The organism is Kitasatospora sp. NPDC058115, from assembly GCF_042884635.1.
GTDB lineage: Bacteria > Actinomycetota > Actinomycetes > Streptomycetales > Streptomycetaceae > Kitasatospora.
In genome coordinates this window covers 82,496-99,408 of record NZ_JBHVTL010000032.1, presented here as the reverse complement: position 1 = coordinate 99,408, position 16,913 = coordinate 82,496, and the positions used below count along the sequence as shown (strand labels likewise).

Genomic DNA, 16,913 nt, shown 5'->3' with positions numbered 1-16,913 from the left:
CCCCGTGCCGGGGAGGCGTTGGCATTTCCAGAGGATTGGCCGCTCCGGGACCGTCCGCGCCGATGCGTGTCCGGTGCTCCCTGCCGAGCGACTAGGAAACACTACGCCGGTTCTCGGCCGAAGGCAAACGCCGGGCAAACTCCCGGACACGCCGCAGGCCGGCCCGCGCACCCGCGGACCGGCCTGCGTTGCTCCGGACTCAGCTGTTGGTCGGGAAGCCGAGGTTGATGCCGCCGTGGGACGGGTCCAGCCAGCGCTGGGTGACCGCCTTGCCGCGGGTGAAGAACTGCACGCCGTCCTGGCCGTACGCATGGGCGTCGCCGAACAGCGAGGCCTTCCAGCCGCCGAAGGAGTAGTAGGCGACCGGCACCGGGATCGGCACGTTGATGCCGACCATGCCGACCTCGACCTCGAACTGGAAGCGCCGGGCGGCGCCGCCGTCGTTGGTGAAGATGGCGGTGCCGTTGCCGTACGGGTTGGCGTTGATGAGGGCGAGGCCCTCCTCGTAGGAGGAGACGCGCACCACCGAGAGGACCGGGCCGAAGATCTCGTCCGTGTAGACGGACATGCCGGGCTTCACGTGGTCGAAGAGCGTGGGGCCGAGCCAGAAGCCGTCCGCGGTCGGCGTGCCGTCGCGGTCCTCGGCGGTGACCGGGTGCTTGCGGCCGTCGACGGCCAGCTCGGCGCCGTCGGCGAGGCCGGACTCCACGTAGGAGGTGACCTTGTCCCGGTGCTGACCGGTGACCAGCGGACCCATCTCGGACTCGCCGTTGCAGCCGGGGCCGACGGTGAGGGTGGCCATCCGCTGCTTGATCTTCTCGACCAGCTCGTCGCCGATCGGGTCGACGGCGACCAGGACGGAGACGGCCATGCAGCGCTCGCCGGCCGCGCCGAAGCCCGCGTTGACGGCGGCGTCGGCGCTCAGGTCGAGGTCGGCGTCCGGCAGGACCAGCATGTGGTTCTTGGCACCGCCGAGGGCCTGCACGCGCTTGCCGTAGCGGGTGCCGGTCTCGTAGACGTAGCGGGCGATCGGGGTGGAGCCGACGAAGCTGACCGACTTGACGTCGGGGTGCTCCAGCAGGCGGTCCACCGCGACCTTGTCGCCGTGCACGACGTTGAAGACGCCGTCCGGCAGCCCGGCCTCCTTCCACAGCCCGGCGAGGAAGTCGGCGGCGGACGGGTCCTTCTCCGACGGCTTGACGACGACGGTGTTGCCGGCCGCGATGGCGATCGGGAAGAACCACATCGGCACCATGGCCGGGAAGTTGAACGGCGAGATGATCGCGACCGGGCCGAGCGGCTGGCGGATCGAGTAGACATCGACACCGGTCGAGGCCTGCTCGGTGAAGCCGCCCTTGAGCAGTTGCGGGATGCCGCAGGCGTACTCGACGACCTCCAGACCGCGGGCGATCTCACCGAGCGCGTCCGAGTGCACCTTGCCGTGCTCGGAGACGATGATCGAGGCCAGCTCGTCCTTGCGGGCGTTGAGCAGCTCGCGGAAGGAGAAGAGCACCGTGGCGCGCTTGGCGACCGAGGCGGTGCGCCACTCGGTGAAGGCCGAAGCGGCGGCGGCGACCGCCTGGTCGACCTCCGCGACCTCGGCGAAGTCGACCTGGCCCGTGACCCGGCCGGTGGCCGGGTCGAAGATGTCACCGCGGCGGGGCGCGGCACCGGCGGTGGCGACCGGCCGGCCGCCGATCCAGTGGGTGATGTGCTTGCTCAAGGTCCGTCTGCCTCCGAAGTCCGGGCGGCCTGGCGCCACCGGTCCCTGGTGTGGCGCCGCCCGTGCGGGACGGGCGGCGGGGTCACGGGGCTACCGCGCTACCCGTCCAGTCTGCTGGCCGGTCCGGGCGGTCTCAACGAACAGGCTGACGGGGATCGGGGATTCAGCCTTACAGGTCGTCGGCCGCGTCCTCCTGGTCCTCCAGATAGGGGTCGTGCAGCCCGTCGGCGGCCTCCTGGGTCTCCAGCAGGTCCAGCCGGAGGTCCTGGGCCCAGGCCAGGGCCCACCGCTTCAGCCCGTCGACCTCCTCCGCCGGCAGGCCGCGGGCCCGGAACCGGCCGTCGGCGGCCTCGGCCAGCGTCTCCAGCCGCTCGGCGAGCGCGGTGGGCTGGAACTCGGCGTCCAGCCCGGCGGCGAGGGCGAGCAGTTCGCCCTCCCGGTAGCAGGCGGTGAGGGCGTGCACGTCGATCAGGTCCCGGGGCAGGGCGCGGTCGACGAGCAGGGCGGTGGTGAGGGCGGCCGCGTCCTCCAGGGCGACCACGGTCACCGTCAGCGGGGTGCCGTCCGGCCCGTCGAGGTCGACCCGGACGGGGTGGTGGCCGAGCGGTTCCTTGCGCAGCTCGACGGTGTGCGCGCGCCCGCCGAGGAGGAGCCGGACGGAGAGCTGCTCCAGCCGGGGTGTGCCGGGCCGCTCGGCGACACCGGCGCCCGCCGCGCGGTAGCCGGCCACCAGCTCGGCGGCGGCCCGCGGCAGGTCGGTGGCCCCGGCGGCCACCAGGGTGAGTCCGTCCTGGTCGCAGGCCGGGACGCCGTGGGCGCGCAGCCCGTGCCCGCCGGCGAGGGCGAGGCCGTGCCGGTCGCCCACGGGCCGGGCCAGTTCGACGAGGCGCAGCTGGGCCGGGCCCGGGTGGAGGGAGGGGCCGACGGCGCCCGGGGCGGTGGTCACCCCTCCAGTCTGGCGCGCCGCGGACGGCGGCGCGCCCGGCGGACCGGCGCGGGCCGGCCGCTCACCAGTCGCCGAGTCCGGCGGCCGCCTCGTGCAGGGCGAGTTCCAGGAGGACCGGGTCGTTGAGCCGTCCGGTGCCGTCGGGCGGGACGAGCCAGCGCACGCCCCGGCCGCGGCGGTCGGGGTGGGGGACGACGATCCAGGTGCCCTCCCCCGCGCAGCGCACGCCGGTGCCGATCCAGCGGGCGGCGGTGCCGGCGGGCACCAGGAAGCCGATGTGCTCGTCGCCGAAGTCGGCGAGCACCGGCCCCCGGGAGGCGGTGCCGATCAGGTCGGCGGCCGGGCGGCCGAGCCGGCCGGGGACGGAGAGGACGTCCCAGTGCCGTCCGGCGGGGAGCAGCACCAGGCCGAGGCCGCTGCGTTCCCACTGCTCCCGGAAGGCCGCCGGGTCGGGTGCGGCCTGGGCGAGCCAGTCGAGTCCGGTGATCTCCATGTGGTGTCCCCGCTCTGCGCGTCGGTGCGTTCGGTGGCGGCGGGACATGCCGGGACCCGCCGTCACCAACGAGAGGGGGACGGCGGGTCTCTCTTACACGGTTCGCGCGATCGGCGTCCTCGGGGTGGTGCCGGGGTCAGCTGTCGAAGCCGAGCCCCATCCGGTCGAGGGTGCGCAGCCAGAGGTTGCGCCGGCCGCCGGTGCGGTCGGCGAGCTCCAGCGAGCGGGTGGTGATCCCGATGCCGGCCCAGCGGACCGGTTCGGGCGGGAACGGCAGCGGCTTGCGGCGGACCATCTCCAGTTCGGTGCGCTCGGTGCGCTCGCCGGCGAGCAGGTCGAGCATGACCTCGGCACCGAACCGGGTGGCGCCGACGCCGAGGCCGGTGAAGCCGGCGGCGTACGCGACCCGGCCCCGGTGGGCGGTGTCGAAGAAGGCGGAGAACCGGCTGCAGGTGTCGATCGCGCCGCCCCAGGCGTTGGTGAAGCGGAGGCCTTCCAGCTGGGGGAAGCAGTGGAAGAAGTTCCGCGCGAGGGTGCGGAAGGTCTCCGGGCGCTGGTCGTACTCGTGCCGCAGGTGTCCGCCGAAGCGGTAGACGGCGTCGTAGCCGCCCCAGAGGATCCGGTTGTCGGCGGAGAGCCGGAAGTAGTGGAACTTGTTGGCGCTGTCGCTGAGCCCCTGGCGGCCGTGCCAGCCGATGGCCGCGAGCTGCTCGGCGGTGAGCGGCTCGGTCATCAGCGCGTAGTCGTAGACCGGGACGATGTACGGGCGGACCCGCTTGAGCAGGGACGGGAAGGCGTTGGTGCCGAGTGCCACCTTGCCGGCCAGGACCCGGCCGTAGGGGGTGCGCACGGCCATGCCGGCGCCGTGTTCGCGCAGGTCGGTCGCCGGGGTGTGCTCGAAGATCCGCACGCCCTGGGCCAGGCAGGCCTCCTTGAGGCCCCAGGCCAGCTTGGCGGGGTGGACCATGGCCACGCCGTCCTTGTCCCAGATCCCGCCGAGGAAGGTGGGCGAGTCGACCTGGGCGCGCAGTTCGTCGCGGTCGAGCACGGTGACGTCGAGGCCGTACCGGCCGACGGCCTCGGCGACCTCGTGCAGTTCGTCGAGCTGGTGCGGCTGGGTGGCGATGTCGATCTCACCGGTGCGCTCCCACTCGGCGTCGATGCCGTAGCGCTCCAGGGTGGACCCGATGGCGTCCAGGTTGGCGGCGCCGAGGCGTTCCAGCTGTCCGAGTTCGGAGGGCCAGCGCTGCAGGCCGTTGCCGAAGCCGTGGGTCAGGCTGGCCGCGCAGAATCCGCCGTTGCGCCCGGACGCGGCCCACCCCGTCTCCTTGCCCTCGACCAGGACGACGTCCAGCGAGGGGTCGCGCTCCTTGGCGACGAGGGCGGTCCAGAGGCCGGAGTAGCCGCCGCCGACGACCAACAGGTCGCAGTCGGTGTCGCCGGCCAGGGCGGGCAGGGCCGCCGGCCGGCCGGGGTCCTCCAGCCAGAAGGGGGTGGGCCTGGCGTCACTGAGCGCGCGGGCGGAGTCCATGCATTATCAGCCACTTTCTGCACATTGGTGATGGTGGTCGGCCGCCTCCCGACGGTACGCCGGGCGGGCGGCCGGACGGGTCAGGCGGTGGCCTTGCGGCGGTTGCCGAGCCACTGGCCGGCGACGGTGAGGACGACGGCGGCGATGAACATCGCGGTCCCGATGACGTTGACCTGGACCGGGATGCCGCGCTGCGAGGCGCCCCAGACGAACATCGGGAAGGTGACCGTGGTCGGGCCCGAGTTGAACTGGGTGATGATGAAGTCGTCGAAGGAGAGCGCGAAGCTGAGCAGCGCGCCGGCCGCGATGCCGGGGGCGGCGAGCGGCAGGGTGACCCTCAGGAAGGTCTGGGCGGGGGTGGCGTAGAGGTCCTGGGCGGCCTGTTCGAGCCTCGGGTCCATGCTCATCACGCGGGCCTTGACCGCCGTCACCACGAAGCTGAGGCAGAACATGATGTGCGCGATGAGGATGGTGGTGAAGCCGAACGGGATGCGCATGTTGAGGAAGAGGGTGCCCAGCGAGGCGGCCATCACGACCTCGGGCATCGCCATCGGCAGGAAGATCATCGCACTGGTGGCGGCCTTGCCGCGGAAGCGGTAGCGGGCCAGCGCGAAGGCGACCATCGTGCCGAGGACGGTGGCGCCGATGGTGGCGGCGACCGCGATCTGCAGGCTGAGCGAGAGCGACTGGCACATGTCGGCCACGCCGCAGGGGTCGGTCCAGGCGTCGGTGGAGAACTCGTTCCACTCGTAGTTGAACTTGCCGACCGGCTTGTTGAACGAGAAGGCGAGCACGACGAGGTTGGGGAGCACCAGGTAGGCGAGGGCCAGCAGGCCGGCCAGCACCACCAGGTTGCGGCGGATCCAGGCGGTCACTCGGGACATCAGACCAGTTCCTCCGTCCCGGCCTTGCGCATGTAGACCGTCACGATGCCCAGGATCAGGGCCATCAGGATGAAGCTCAGCGCGGCCGCGGTGGGGTAGTCGAGCACGTTCAGGAACTGCTTCTGGATGCCGTTGCCGACCATCTGCTCGCTCGGCGATCCCAACAGCTGGGCGTTGATGTAGTCGCCGGAGGCGGGGATGAAGGTGAGCAGGGTGCCGGCGACCACGCCGGGCAGCGAGATCGGGAAGGTCACCTTGCGGAAGGTGGTGAACGGGCGGGCGTAGAGGTCGCCGGAGGCCTCGTGCAGGCGCGGGTCGATCCGCTCCAGCGAGGTGTACAGCGGAAGGATCATGAAGGGCAGGAAGTTGTAGGTGAGGCCGCAGACCACCGCGAGCGGGGTGGCGAGCACCCGGTCCCCCTCGGTGAGCCCGAGGGCGGCGGTGACGTCGAGGACGTGCAGGGCGTCGAGCGCGCCGACCACCGGGCCGCCGTCCGAGAGGATGGTCTTCCAGGCGAGGGTGCGGATCAGGAAGCTGGTGAAGAACGGCGCGATGACCAGGATCAGCATGACGTTGCGCCAGCGCCGGTTCACCTTGAACGCGATGGTGTAGGCGAGCGGGTAGCCGATGGCGAGGCAGAGCACGGTGGCGGTGGCGGCGTAGCCGAACGAGCGGACGAAGTGCCACTTGTACTCGACCAGGGCGTCCCAGTAGGTGGCGAGGTGCCAGGTGACGCGGAAGCCGTCCTCCAGCGAGCCGGTCTGCAGCGAGGTGGAGGCCTGGTAGACCATCGGCACCGCGAAGAAGACGACCAGCCAGGCGATGCCGGGCAGCAGCAGCCAGTACGGGGTGAGCCGGCGCCGGGCCCGGGGGGCCGGTTCGGGGAGGGGGACGACCTGGGGTGGCGCCGCCGGGGTGGTGGTGGTCATGCCGCGGCCTCCCCGGTGCCCGCGTCGATCGCCTGGGCGGCGTCCAGGGCGAAGGAGTGGGCCGGGTTCCAGTGCAGGACGACGGGGGCGCCGGGGACGATCCGGGCGTCGCGCTCCATGTTCTGCTCGAAGACGGTGACCTCCTGGCCGCCGTCGGTGCGCACCAGGTACTGGGTGGAGACGCCGATGAAGCTGGAGTCGACGACGGTGCCGGCGAGCCGGTTGCGGCCGTCGGCGACCTCGGCGGAGCCGTGCTCGATGGTGATCTTCTCGGGCCGCACGCCGAGGTGGACCCGGGTGGCGCCGGTGGCGCAGCGGGCCCTGGGGACGGTGAGCCGGGTGCCGGCGGCGGTGAGCAGCAGGTCCTCGCCGGCGCCGCCGGTGACCTCGGCGGCCAGCAGGTTGGACTGGCCGAGGAAGTTGGCCACGAAGGTGGTGGCGGGGTGCTCGTAGAGCTCGGCGGGGGCGCCGAGCTGTTCGACCCGGCCGCCGTTCATCACCGCGATGGTGTCGGCCATGGTCATGGCCTCCTCCTGGTCGTGGGTGACGTGCACGAAGGTGATGCCGACCTCGGTCTGGATCCGCTTGAGCTCCAGCTGCATCTGCCGGCGGAGCTTGAGGTCGAGGGCGCCGAGCGGCTCGTCGAGGAGCAGCACCCGGGGGTGGTTGATGAGCGCGCGGGCGACGGCGACGCGCTGCTGCTGGCCGCCGGAGAGCTGGTGCGGCTTGCGGCGGGCGTACGGGCCGAGCTCGACCAGTTCGAGCATCTCGTCGACCTGCTTCTTGACGTCCTTCCGGCCGCGGCGGCGCAGGCCGAAGGCGACGTTCTCGAAGATGTCGAGGTGGGGGAAGAGCGCGTAGCTCTGGAAGACGGTGTTCACCGGCCGCTTGTACGGCGGGAGCCCGGTGACGTCCTGGTCGCCGATCAGGACGGTTCCGGTGCTGGGCTCCTCCAGGCCGGCGATCATCCGCAGGGTGGTGGTCTTGCCGCAGCCGGAGGCGCCGAGCAGGGCGAAGAAGGAGCCCTGGGGAACGGTCAGGTCCAGCGGGTGCACGGCGGTGAAGGAGCCGTAGGTCTTGCCGATGCCGGTGAGGCGGACGTCGCCGCCGGCGGCCGCGGAGCTCTGCTGCTCTGTCATGGGTGGGGTCTCTCTGGTTCTCTCTGCCGTCGGTGGGGGGTCAGGCGCCGATGAGCTTGGAGAACTTCTCCTCGAAGTCGCTCTCCTCGGTCTCGGTGAGGGTCCGGAAGACGTGCGCCTTGGCCGCCATCCCGGGGGTGGGGACGACCAGCGGGTTGGCCGCGCTCTCGGGGGCGAGGGCGGCCAGTTCCTCCGGCATGCCGGCGACGGCGGAGACGAAGCCGATGCCCGCGGTCAGCTGCGCCGCGATCTTCGGCCGGTAGTAGAAGTCGATCAGCTTCTCGGCGTTCGTCTTGTGCTGGGCCTTGGCCGGGACGAGCAGGTTGTCGGTGCTGCTCACGAAGCCCTTCTCGGGGATGGCGAACTCGATGTCGGGGTTGTCGGCGCGCAGCTGGATCAGGTCGCCGCCCCAGGCGACGCAGGCGGCGATGTCGCCGGAGGAGAGCTCCTGGCCGTAGTCGTTGCCGGTGAAGCGGCGGATCTGCTTGTTGTCGACGGCCTTCTGCAGCCGGGCGACGGCGGCCGCGTAGTCGTCGGCGGTGAACGTCGCCGGGTCCTTGCCCATGTCCAGCAGGGTGATGCCGATGCTGTCGCGCATCTCGGAGAGGAAGGTCACCCGCCCCTTGAGGTCGGGGTCCTCCAGCAGCTGGGCGACGCTGGTGACCTCCTTCCCCTTGGTGGCCTTCTTGTTGTAGGCGACGACCACCTGGATGCCGGCCCACGGGTAGCTGTAGAGCCGGCCCGGGTCCCAGTCCGGGGCGCGGAAGCGGGAGTCGACGTTGGTGATGGCGGTGGTGACGTTGGCGGGGTTGAGCTTCTGCGCCCAGCCGAGGCGGATCATCCGGGCCGCCATCCAGTCGGTGAGCACCATCAGGTCACGGCCGGTGTCCTGGCCGGCCGCGAGCTGGGGCTTGACCTTGCCGAAGAACTCGACGTTGTCGTTGACGTCCTCGGTGTACCTGACCTTGATCCCGGTGGCGGCCGTGAAGGCCTCCAGGGTGCCGTGCTTCTCCTTGTCGTTCTCGTCGGTGTCGATGTAGAGCGGCCAGTTGGAGAAGTTCACCTCCCGCTCGCTCTCGGAGAGGTCCGGGGCGGCGTTGGCGGTGGAGTCGCCGGTCCCGTTGACGGTCCTGGCCGGCGGGATGCCGCAGGCGGCCAGCGAGCCCGCGCCGGCGGTGAGGGCGGCGGCGCGCAGCACGGTGCGCCGGCTGAGGGCGGCCCGGCCACTGGTCAGACTGCGTTCCCAGGCCTTGCGGACCGGTTCCGACAGTCCGTCGGTGAGCTCGTTGAACGCCATGGGACGGGCCTCCTGGGGGGCGAAGGGGGGTGTGGGGGACCACCCGGGTCCGTTATCTGTCTCCGAAGACGGTGCGGTGCCAGTCCTTGCGGGCGACCGCGGTGGTGTCGAACATGACGTGCTTGACCTGGGTGTACTCGTCCAGCGAGTACTGCGACATGTCCTTGCCGTAGCCGGAGGACTTGTAGCCGCCGTGCGGCATCTCGCTGATGATCGGGATGTGGTCGTTGACCCAGACGCAGCCCGCCGCGATCTCGCGGGTGGCGCGCAGCGAGCGGTGCACGTTGCCGGTCCAGGCCGAGGCGGCGAGGCCGTAGGGGGTGTCGTTGGCCAGCCGCAGGCCTTCGTCGTCGCTGTCGAAGGGGAGCACGACCAGGACGGGGCCGAAGATCTCGCCCTGGACGACCTCGCTGTCCTGGGCGGCGCCGGTGATCAGGGTGGGGCGGTAGTAGGCGCCGCGGGTGAGGTCGCTGCCGTCGTGGCCCCGGTCGGGGGCGGCGCCGCCGGTGACCACGGTCGCGTAGCCGCGGGCGCGTTCGACGAAGCCGGCCACCCGGTCGCGGTGGGTGAAGGAGACCAGCGGGCCGAGGTCGGTGCGCGGGTCGAGCGGGTCGCCCAGCCGGATCGCGCCGTACAGCTCGGCGACGCCGGCCACGAAGGCGTCGTAGAGCGGCCGCTGCACGTAGGCGCGGGTGGCGGCGGTGCAGTCCTGGCCGCCGTTGATCAGCGAGGCGGCGACCGCGCCGTGCACGGCGGCGTCCAGGTCGGCGTCGTCGAAGACCACGAACGGGGCCTTGCCGCCGAGTTCCAGGTGGGTGCGCTTGACGGTCGAGGTGGCGAGTTCGGCGACCCGCCTGCCGACCGCGGTGGAGCCGGTGAAGGAGACCATCGCGACGTCCGGGTGGGCGACCAGGTGCTCCCCCGCGACCCGGCCCGCGCCGGTGACGACGTTGACCACGCCGTCCGGGATGCCGGCCAGGGTGCAGGCCCGGGCGAACATCAGCGAGGTCAGCGGGGTCAGCTCGGCCGGCTTGAGGACGACGGTGTTGCCGGCCGCGATCGCCGGCAGGACCTTCCAGGCGGCCATCTGCAGCGGGTAGTTCCACGGCGAGACGGAGCCGACCACGCCGATCGCCTCGCGCCGCACGTAGGAGGTGTGGTCGCCGGAGTACTCGCCGGCCGCCTTGCCCTCCAGGTGGCGGGCGGCCCCGGCGAAGAAGGCGGTGTTGTCGATGGTGCCGGGGACGTCGAACTCGGTGGAGAGCTTGATCGGCTTGCCGGTCTGCGCGGTCTCGACCCGGGCGAGGTCGGCGGCCGCGTCGGTGAGGACCGCGGCCAGCCGGGTCAGCGCCTCGGAGCGGGCGCCGGGGGTGGCACCGGACCACTGCGGCAGCGCGGCCCGGGCGGCGGCCACGGCTTCGTCGACCTGCCCGGTGGAGGCCAGCGCGACCTCCTCGACGACGCTGCCGTCGGCCGGGTTGACGACCTGGAAGGGATCGCCGTCCCCCCGGCTGCACCGGCCCGCGATGTACTGCGCGCCCGCGCCGAAGTCGGTCAGGTCCATTGCTTCCTCCAAGTCCGGGTGGTTCGTGTGCGGCACGGACGGCCGCGCCGGTCCCGCCGTGCCGCACCGGTCGGCGGGCCGAGGGCCGCACCGGCACCGTCCGACCGGTCGGGCCGGGCGTGGGGGGCCGCGGGGTGCGGGGTCCGGTGCGGGGCATCAAACCGGCTGACCACCGGGGATGTCCAGGTCTCGGCATTGCCGACCCGCTGACCATGCCCGCTGCCGCCGGGGCGTAACAAGGGTCACTGCGACAACCTCGGCGCGAAGCGCCTTACAGGGTGCAAGGCTTCGGGGAGGGCAACAGTTCGTCGCCGCGATGGATGATTGCCTGACACTCTGAACCCTGGAGGCCGCGATGCTCCCCACCGTCGCCCATGTGCTCGACCTTGAGGTGATGCGCCGCGGCCTGCCCCAGGTGGTGGCCGGCGCCGATCACCTGGAACGCCCGGTCCGCTGGGTGCACGTCAGCGAGCTTCCCGACGTGGCGGGCGTGCTGCAGGGCGGTGAGCTGGTGCTGAGCACCGGCATCGCCCTGCCCGAGGACCGCGAGGGACTGGCCCGGTACGTGCGCGAGCTCGCCGACATCGGGGTGGCCGGACTGGTCATCGAGTTCGGCCGGCGCTACTTCGACACCCTTCCGCGCGCCCTGGTGCACGCCGCCGAGCAGCGCGGGCTGCCGCTGGTCGTGCTCCGCCGCGAGCTGCGCTTCGTCGCCGTCACCGAGGCGGTGCACGCCCTGGTCGTCAACGCCCAGCTGGAGCAGCTGCGCACCTCCGAGGCGATCCACCAGGTCTTCAACGAACTGGTCGTGGAGGGCGCCGAGCCGGCCGAGGTGGTCCGCCAGGTGGCCCGGATCGCGGGCGCCCCGGTGGTCCTGGAGAACCTCGCCCACCAGGTGCTCACCCACGACCCCGCCGGACGGCCCGAGGCCGAGCTGCTGGAGGACTGGGAGCGCCGCTCGCGCGGGGTCCGCCCGCCCGGGCGCACCGGTCACGACCCGCGCAGCGGCTGGCTGGTCACCACGGTCGGCGCCCGCGGCCAGGACTGGGGACGGCTGGTGCTGGTGCAGGAGCCGGGGCCGCTGCCGGAGGGCGGCCCGCACCCGTTCACCATGCTGCTGGAACGCGGCGCCTCCGCGCTGGCGCTCAACCGGCTGGTGGTCCGCGACCGGGAGAGCCTGGAGCGCCAGACCCACCGCACGCTGCTCTCCGGCATCCTCACCCACGCGCTGACCGTCTCCGAGGTGGCGCTGCGCGCCCAGGCGCTCGGCGTCCCGCTGGAGGGCCGGCGGCTGGTCGGCGCGGTGCTGCGCCAGCGGCGCGGCCCGATCCACGCCGCGCTGGAGGCGCAGGCCCGGCTGCGCGACTTCACCGAACTGGCGGCCGGCGCCGTCCGCTCCTGCCGGCTCCCGGCGCTGGTCGGCGCGCTGGACGACGAGGGCGTCGGGGTGCTGATCGCGCTCGGCCCCCAGCAGGACGAGCACGCGGCGCTGGACGCCTTCGCCGCGGCGCTGCGCCGGCTGGCCGCCGAGGCGGCCCGGGACCAGCCGGTGCCGGCCCCGGTGGTCGCGGTCGGCTCCTCGGTCGGCTCGGTGCGCGACGCCCGGCGCACCCTGCTGGAGGCCGCCCAGGTCGCCGACGCCGCGCTGCACGACGTGCCCGGCGGGCGGACGGCGTCCTACTACCGGCTGCCCGACGTGCGGCTGCGCGGCCTGCTGCACCTGCTGCGCGACGACGCCCGGCTGCAGACCTACGTCGAGCGGGAGCTGGGCCCGCTGCTCGCCTTCGACGCCGAGCACAACGGCCAGCTGGTGCGGATGCTGCGGATCTACCTGGAGCAGGGCCGCAACAAGTCCGCCGCCGCGGACGCCGCGCACCTGTCCCGGCCGTCCTTCTACGACCGGCTGCACAAGGTCGAGCGGATCCTCGGGGTCGACCTCGACCAGGTCGAGTCCTGCCTCTCCCTGCACGTGGCGCTGCTGGCGCTGGACGCGGTGCGCCGGTAGCGGGCCTCAGGCCCCGGTGATGCGGGTCCACACCTTGTGCAGGCCGGGCCGCTCGGCGGAGGTGACGTCGCGCATGGTGTGCAGCCGGGCCCGCATGTCATCGGTCGGGAAGACCAGCGGGTGCTCCGCCAGTTCCGCCCGCTCCCGGTCCCCGCTGGCCGCCAGCACCTCGCGGGCGGCCGGCACCGGGCAGATGTACTGCACGGCGGCGGCCAGTTCGGCGGCCACCTCGGGCCGGTAGTAGTGGTCGATCAGCAGCTCGGCGTTGCGCTTGTGCCCGGCCCGGTTGGGGATCAGGAGGCTCTCGGCCCAGAGTTCGCCGCCCTCCTCGGGCACCACGAAGGCGAGGTCCGGGTTCTCGGCCGTGAGCTGCACGGCGTCGCCGGAGTACGCCTGGCAGGCCAGCGCGGCGCCGGAGGCCAGGTCACCGGTGTAGTCGTTGCCGGTGAAGCGGCGCACGTGCCGGCTGTCGACCATCCGCTGCACCAGGTCCATCGCCCGGTGCGCGTCGTCCTCGGTGAAGGCCGTGACGTCGGCGCCCTGGGAGAGCATCAGCAGGCCGAGCGCCTCGTCCAGGCCGGCGAACAGGGTGACCCGGCCCTTGAGGTCGGGTGCCCAGAGGTCGGAGACGGACTTCAGCTCGCGGCCGAGCTCCTTGCGGTTGTAGGCGATGCCGGTGATGCCGGACTGCCAGGGCACGCTGTGCCGGCGCCCGGGGTCGACCGCCGGGTCGGCCAGCTGCGGGTCCAGCTGCGCGGTGACGTGGGGCAGGTTGGCCCGGTCCAGGGCCTGCACCCAGCCGAGCCCGATGTAGCGGCCGACCATCCAGTCGCTGACCACCATCAGGTCCCGCCCGGGGTCGGTGCCCTGGGTGAGCACCGGCCCCATCTTGCCGAAGAACTCGTCGTTGTCGTTGATGTCCTCGGTGTAGGTGACCTTGATCCCGGTCCGCTCGGTGAAGTCGTCCAGGGTGGGGCGCCCGCCGTCGTCGTCGACGTCGATGTACTGGGTCCAGTTGGAGAAGCCCAGCCGCCGGTCGCCCTCCGAGCGGTCGGGGGCGGAGCGGCGGTCCTCGTCCACGTACGCGGAGGGGATGCCGCAGCCGGTCAGGGCGGCGGTCCCGAACAGTCCGGCGGTGGCGCCGAGCACCCGGCGGCGGGTCGGACGGCGGGACCCGCTCGGGCGGCGGGACGTGGTGGTGCTGGGCATGGTGGGGCCTCCGGGGCGTGGCACGGCCCCGGGCGCACGGGGGGAGCGCCCGGGGCCGTCCGGTCGGGGTGTCAGACGGTGTGCGCGTCGGTCAGCGACAGCACCTCGTCGAGGACGGCGAGGCCGGTCTTCGCCTCCTCCTCGGTGACGGTGCACGGCGGGACGACGTGGAAGCGGTTCATGTTGACGAACGGCCACAGTCCGCGCTGCTTGCAGGCGGCGGCCAGCTCGGCCATCGGCGCGTTGGCGGCGCCGGCCGCGTTGTACGGCACCAGCGGCTCGCGGGTGGCGCGGTCGCGGACCAGGTCGAGCGCCCAGAAGACGCCGAGCCCGCGCACCTCGCCGACGGACGGGTGACGCTCGGCCAGCTCGCGCAGGCCGGGGCCGAGCACGCTCTCGCCGATGTGCTTGGCGTTCTCGACGATGCCCTCCTCGGCCATCGTGGTGATGGTCGCCACCGCGGAGGCGCAGGCCAGCGGGTGACCCGAATAGGTGAGGCCGCCGGGGAACGCCCGCTCCGCGAAGGTGGCGGCGATCTCCGCGCTGATCGCCACGCCGCCGAGCGGGACGTAGCCCGAGTTGACGCCCTTGGCGAAGGTGAGCAGGTCGGGGGTGACGCCCCAGTGGTCGGCGGCGAACCACTCGCCGGTGCGGCCGAAGCCGGCCATCACCTCGTCGAGGATGAGGACGATGCCGTGGCGGTCGCAGATCTCCCGGACGCCGGCCAGGTAGCCGGGCGGCGGGACGAGGATGCCGGCGGTGCCGACCACGGTCTCCAGGATGACCGCCGCGACGGTGCCGGGGCCCTCGAAGGCGAGGACCTGCTCCAGGTGGGCCAGCGCGCGCTCGCACTCCTGCGCCTCGTTCTCGGCGTGGAAGTTGGAGCGGTAGGCGTACGGGCCCCAGAAGTGCACGACGCCGGAGACGCCGGTCTCGTTGGCCCAGCGGCGCGGGTCGCCGGTCAGGGCGATCGCGTTGGCGGTGGCGCCGTGGTACGAGCGGTAGGTGGAGAGCACCTTCTGCCGGCCGGTGTGCAGCCGGGCCAGCCGGATGGCGTTCTCGTTGGCCTCGGCACCGCCGTTGGTGAAGAAGATCTTGTCGAGGTCGCCCGGGGTGCGCTCGGCGATCAGCCGGGCGGCCTCGCTGCGGGACTCGACCGCGAAGCCGGGGGCGATGGTGCAGAGCTTCGCCGCCTGCTCCTGGATCGCCGCGACCACCTTCGGGTGCTGGTGACCGATGTTGGTGTTGACCAGCTGGGAGGAGAAGTCGAGGTAGCGGTTGCCGTCGTAGTCCCAGAAGTACGAGCCCTCGGCGCCGGCCACCGCGAGGGGGTCGATCAGCGCCTGGGCGGACCACGAGTGGAAGACGTGCGCGCGGTCGGCGGCCTTGACGGCCTGGCCGGCGGCTGAGTCAGCGGTGGGGATGCTCATGCGGCAAGGCTAGGGACTCGCCGGGCCGAAGTGGAGCTCCATCCTGTCAGCCGGTCGTGCCGCCCGCCGACAGGGTGCAAAGCGCAGGGCCCGGGTCGGCACGACCCGGGCCCAATGCCCGATCACATGATCAACAGCTCATCAGATCGCGGTCATGACGTGCTTGACGCGGGTGTAGTCCTCGAAGCCGTAGGAGGAGAGGTCCTTGCCGTAGCCGGACTTCTTGAAGCCACCGTGCGGCATCTCGGCGACCAGCGGGATGTGGGTGTTGATCCAGACGCAGCCGAAGTCCAGGCGGCGCGACATCCGCATGGCGCGGGCGTGGTCCTTGGTCCACACCGAGGAGGCGAGTGCGAACTCGACGCCGTTGGCGTAGCCGACGGCCTGCTCCTCGTCGGAGAACTTCTGCACGGTGATGACCGGGCCGAAGACCTCGTTCTGGATGATCTCGTCGTCCTGCTGCAGGCCCGAGACGACGGTCGGGGCGTAGAAGAAGCCCTTGTCGCCGACCCGGTGGCCGCCGGCCTCGACCTTGGCGTGCTCCGGCAGGCGCTCGATGAAGCCGGAGACCTGCTTCAGCTGGTTGGCGTTGTTCAGCGGGCCGTACAGCACGTCCTCGTCGTCCACGCCACCGGTCCTGGTCTCGGCGGCGGCCTTGGCCAGCGCCTCGACGAAGGCGTCGTGGATCGACTCGTGGACCAGCACGCGGGTGGCCGCGGTGCAGTCCTGGCCGGCGTTGAAGAAGCCCGCCACCGAGATGCCCTCGACGGCCTCGGCGATGTCGGCGTCCTCGAAGACCACGACCGGGGCCTTGCCGCCCAGCTCCAGGTGGACGCGCTTGACGTCCTTGGAGGCGGACTCGGCGACCTGGATGCCGGCGCGCACCGAACCGGTGATGGAGGCCATCGCCGGGGTCTTGTGCTCGACCATCAGGCGGCCGGTCTCGCGGTCGCCGCAGATGACGTTGAAGACGCCGGCCGGCAGCTCCAGCTCGGCGAGCACGCCGCCGATGATCTCGGCCAGCAGCACGGTGGAGGCGGGGGTGGTGTCGGACGGCTTCAGCACCACGGTGTTGCCGGCGGCGATGGCCGGGGCGAACTTCCAGACCGCCATCATCATCGGGTAGTTCCACGGCGCGACCTGCGCGCAGACGCCGACCGGCTCGCGGCGGACGATCGAGGTCATGCCGTCCATGTACTCACCGGCGGCCTTGCCCTCCAGCAGGCGGGCGGCACCGGCGAAGAACCGGATCTGGTCGACCATCGGGCCGATCTCCTCGGAGAGGGTCAGCGCCCGCGGCTTGCCGGTGTTGCGACACTCGGCGTCCACCAGCTCGTCGGCGCGGGCCTCGACCGCGTCGGCGATCTTGAGCAGCACCTTCTGCCGGGTGCTCGGGGTGGCGTCCCGCCAGGCCGGGAACGCGGCCGAGGCGGCGTCCATGGCGGCGTCCACGTCGGAGGCGCCGGACAACGGGGACGTCGCGTAGACCTCGCCGGTGGTGGGGTCGACGATGTCGAGGGTGCGGCCGTCGGCCGCATCGACGAACTCACCGTTGATGTAGTTGCGCAGCGTGCGAAGGTCGCTCACGGGTCTCTCCTCGGTCTCGGCCTGCGGCGTTGCAGAATCCGGCGCCATGGTACGTCGGCCGGAGCGGCCGACGAAGGGCGCCGAGTGGCCGCGCCGCAAGTGCCGCGGTCCACTGGTTCGGGGGAATGCGCACGGCGCTGCGGGGCCGCGCGCGTACCGTGGCCAGGTTAGCCCGA

13 protein-coding genes are annotated in these 16,913 nt (G+C 72.4%); 1 reads left to right on the top strand and 12 read right to left on the bottom strand.

From position 1 onward, the window contains the following. Positions 1-199: 199 nt before the first annotated feature. From ACFVVL_RS29680 to ACFVVL_RS29640, 9 genes are all read right to left on the bottom strand, one after another. Positions 200-1,723, bottom strand: coding sequence for a CoA-acylating methylmalonate-semialdehyde dehydrogenase (locus ACFVVL_RS29680; RefSeq protein ID WP_380289866.1), 1,524 nt, complete (start codon positions 1,721-1,723; stop codon positions 200-202). A gap of 169 nt (positions 1,724-1,892) precedes the next feature. Beyond that, entirely contained in the window at positions 1,893-2,669 is a 777-nt protein-coding gene (locus ACFVVL_RS29675) for a nucleotidyl transferase AbiEii/AbiGii toxin family protein (RefSeq protein ID WP_387680600.1), read from the bottom strand. Positions 2,670-2,730: 61 nt separating this feature from the next. Continuing rightward, positions 2,731-3,162: a hypothetical protein gene (locus ACFVVL_RS29670; protein ID WP_380289870.1), complete on the bottom strand. Its 432-nt coding sequence runs from the start codon at positions 3,160-3,162 to the stop codon at positions 2,731-2,733. A gap of 136 nt (positions 3,163-3,298) precedes the next feature. Then, on the bottom strand, positions 3,299-4,693 hold the full coding sequence (locus ACFVVL_RS29665) for an NAD(P)/FAD-dependent oxidoreductase (protein WP_387680596.1): 1,395 nt from the start codon (positions 4,691-4,693) through the stop codon (positions 3,299-3,301). An 80-nt stretch (positions 4,694-4,773) separates the two neighbouring features. Then, complete coding sequence (locus ACFVVL_RS29660; RefSeq protein ID WP_380289874.1) at positions 4,774-5,577, bottom strand: ABC transporter permease; 804 nt, start codon at positions 5,575-5,577, stop codon at positions 4,774-4,776. Continuing rightward, positions 5,577-6,506, bottom strand: a complete 930-nt coding sequence (locus ACFVVL_RS29655) for an ABC transporter permease (RefSeq protein ID WP_387680592.1) — start codon at positions 6,504-6,506, stop codon at positions 5,577-5,579. The genes ACFVVL_RS29660 and ACFVVL_RS29655 overlap by 1 nt, the downstream gene beginning before the upstream one ends. Continuing rightward, positions 6,503-7,645 carry an ABC transporter ATP-binding protein gene (locus ACFVVL_RS29650; RefSeq protein WP_380289877.1) on the bottom strand — a complete coding sequence of 381 codons (1,143 nt, stop codon included), beginning with the start codon at positions 7,643-7,645 and terminating at the stop codon, positions 6,503-6,505. Before ACFVVL_RS29650 ends, ACFVVL_RS29655 begins: the two co-directional genes overlap by 4 nt. 40 nt (positions 7,646-7,685) lie before the next feature. Continuing rightward, complete coding sequence (locus tag ACFVVL_RS29645) at positions 7,686-8,942, bottom strand: spermidine/putrescine ABC transporter substrate-binding protein (RefSeq protein ID WP_380289879.1); 1,257 nt, start codon at positions 8,940-8,942, stop codon at positions 7,686-7,688. Between the two features lie 52 nt (positions 8,943-8,994). Beyond that, the gene (locus tag ACFVVL_RS29640; RefSeq protein ID WP_387680588.1) at positions 8,995-10,506 is read right to left on the bottom strand and encodes a gamma-aminobutyraldehyde dehydrogenase; all 1,512 of its coding nucleotides are present in this window, start codon (positions 10,504-10,506) and stop codon (positions 8,995-8,997) included. A 355-nt stretch (positions 10,507-10,861) separates the two neighbouring features. Between ACFVVL_RS29640 and ACFVVL_RS29635 the strand changes: the two genes are divergently transcribed. Continuing rightward, the gene (locus ACFVVL_RS29635; protein WP_380289883.1) at positions 10,862-12,511 is read left to right on the top strand and encodes a PucR family transcriptional regulator; all 1,650 of its coding nucleotides are present in this window, start codon (positions 10,862-10,864) and stop codon (positions 12,509-12,511) included. Positions 12,512-12,517: 6 nt separating this feature from the next. Here the strand turns inward: ACFVVL_RS29635 and ACFVVL_RS29630 are convergent, their stop codons facing one another. The 3 genes from ACFVVL_RS29630 to ACFVVL_RS29620 form a co-directional block, all read right to left on the bottom strand. Next, complete coding sequence (locus ACFVVL_RS29630) at positions 12,518-13,720, bottom strand: spermidine/putrescine ABC transporter substrate-binding protein (RefSeq protein ID WP_380289885.1); 1,203 nt, start codon at positions 13,718-13,720, stop codon at positions 12,518-12,520. 71 nt (positions 13,721-13,791) lie between these two features. Next, a complete protein-coding gene (locus ACFVVL_RS29625) occupies positions 13,792-15,150 on the bottom strand; it encodes an aspartate aminotransferase family protein (RefSeq protein ID WP_387680584.1) in 1,359 nt (452 codons plus the stop codon). Between the two features lie 141 nt (positions 15,151-15,291). Beyond that, positions 15,292-16,785, bottom strand: coding sequence for a gamma-aminobutyraldehyde dehydrogenase (locus ACFVVL_RS29620; protein WP_380289889.1), 1,494 nt, complete (start codon positions 16,783-16,785; stop codon positions 15,292-15,294). Between the last annotated feature and the right edge of the window lie 128 nt (positions 16,786-16,913).

Coding starts and splice junctions, on each gene's coding strand:
- ACFVVL_RS29670 (WP_380289870.1), bottom strand. CDS start 3,162: ATGGAGATCACCGGACTCGACTGGCTCGCCCAGGCCGCACCCGACCCG.
- ACFVVL_RS29665 (WP_387680596.1), bottom strand. CDS start 4,693: ATGGACTCCGCCCGCGCGCTCAGTGACGCCAGGCCCACCCCCTTCTGG.
- ACFVVL_RS29660 (WP_380289874.1), bottom strand. CDS start 5,577: ATGTCCCGAGTGACCGCCTGGATCCGCCGCAACCTGGTGGTGCTGGCC.
- ACFVVL_RS29655 (WP_387680592.1), bottom strand. CDS start 6,506: ATGACCACCACCACCCCGGCGGCGCCACCCCAGGTCGTCCCCCTCCCC.
- ACFVVL_RS29650 (WP_380289877.1), bottom strand. CDS start 7,645: ATGACAGAGCAGCAGAGCTCCGCGGCCGCCGGCGGCGACGTCCGCCTC.
- ACFVVL_RS29645 (WP_380289879.1), bottom strand. CDS start 8,942: ATGGCGTTCAACGAGCTCACCGACGGACTGTCGGAACCGGTCCGCAAG.
- ACFVVL_RS29640 (WP_387680588.1), bottom strand. CDS start 10,506: ATGGACCTGACCGACTTCGGCGCGGGCGCGCAGTACATCGCGGGCCGG.
- ACFVVL_RS29635 (WP_380289883.1), top strand. CDS start 10,862: ATGCTCCCCACCGTCGCCCATGTGCTCGACCTTGAGGTGATGCGCCGC.
- ACFVVL_RS29630 (WP_380289885.1), bottom strand. CDS start 13,720: ATGCCCAGCACCACCACGTCCCGCCGCCCGAGCGGGTCCCGCCGTCCG.
- ACFVVL_RS29625 (WP_387680584.1), bottom strand. CDS start 15,150: ATGAGCATCCCCACCGCTGACTCAGCCGCCGGCCAGGCCGTCAAGGCC.
- ACFVVL_RS29620 (WP_380289889.1), bottom strand. CDS start 16,785: ATGGCGCCGGATTCTGCAACGCCGCAGGCCGAGACCGAGGAGAGACCC.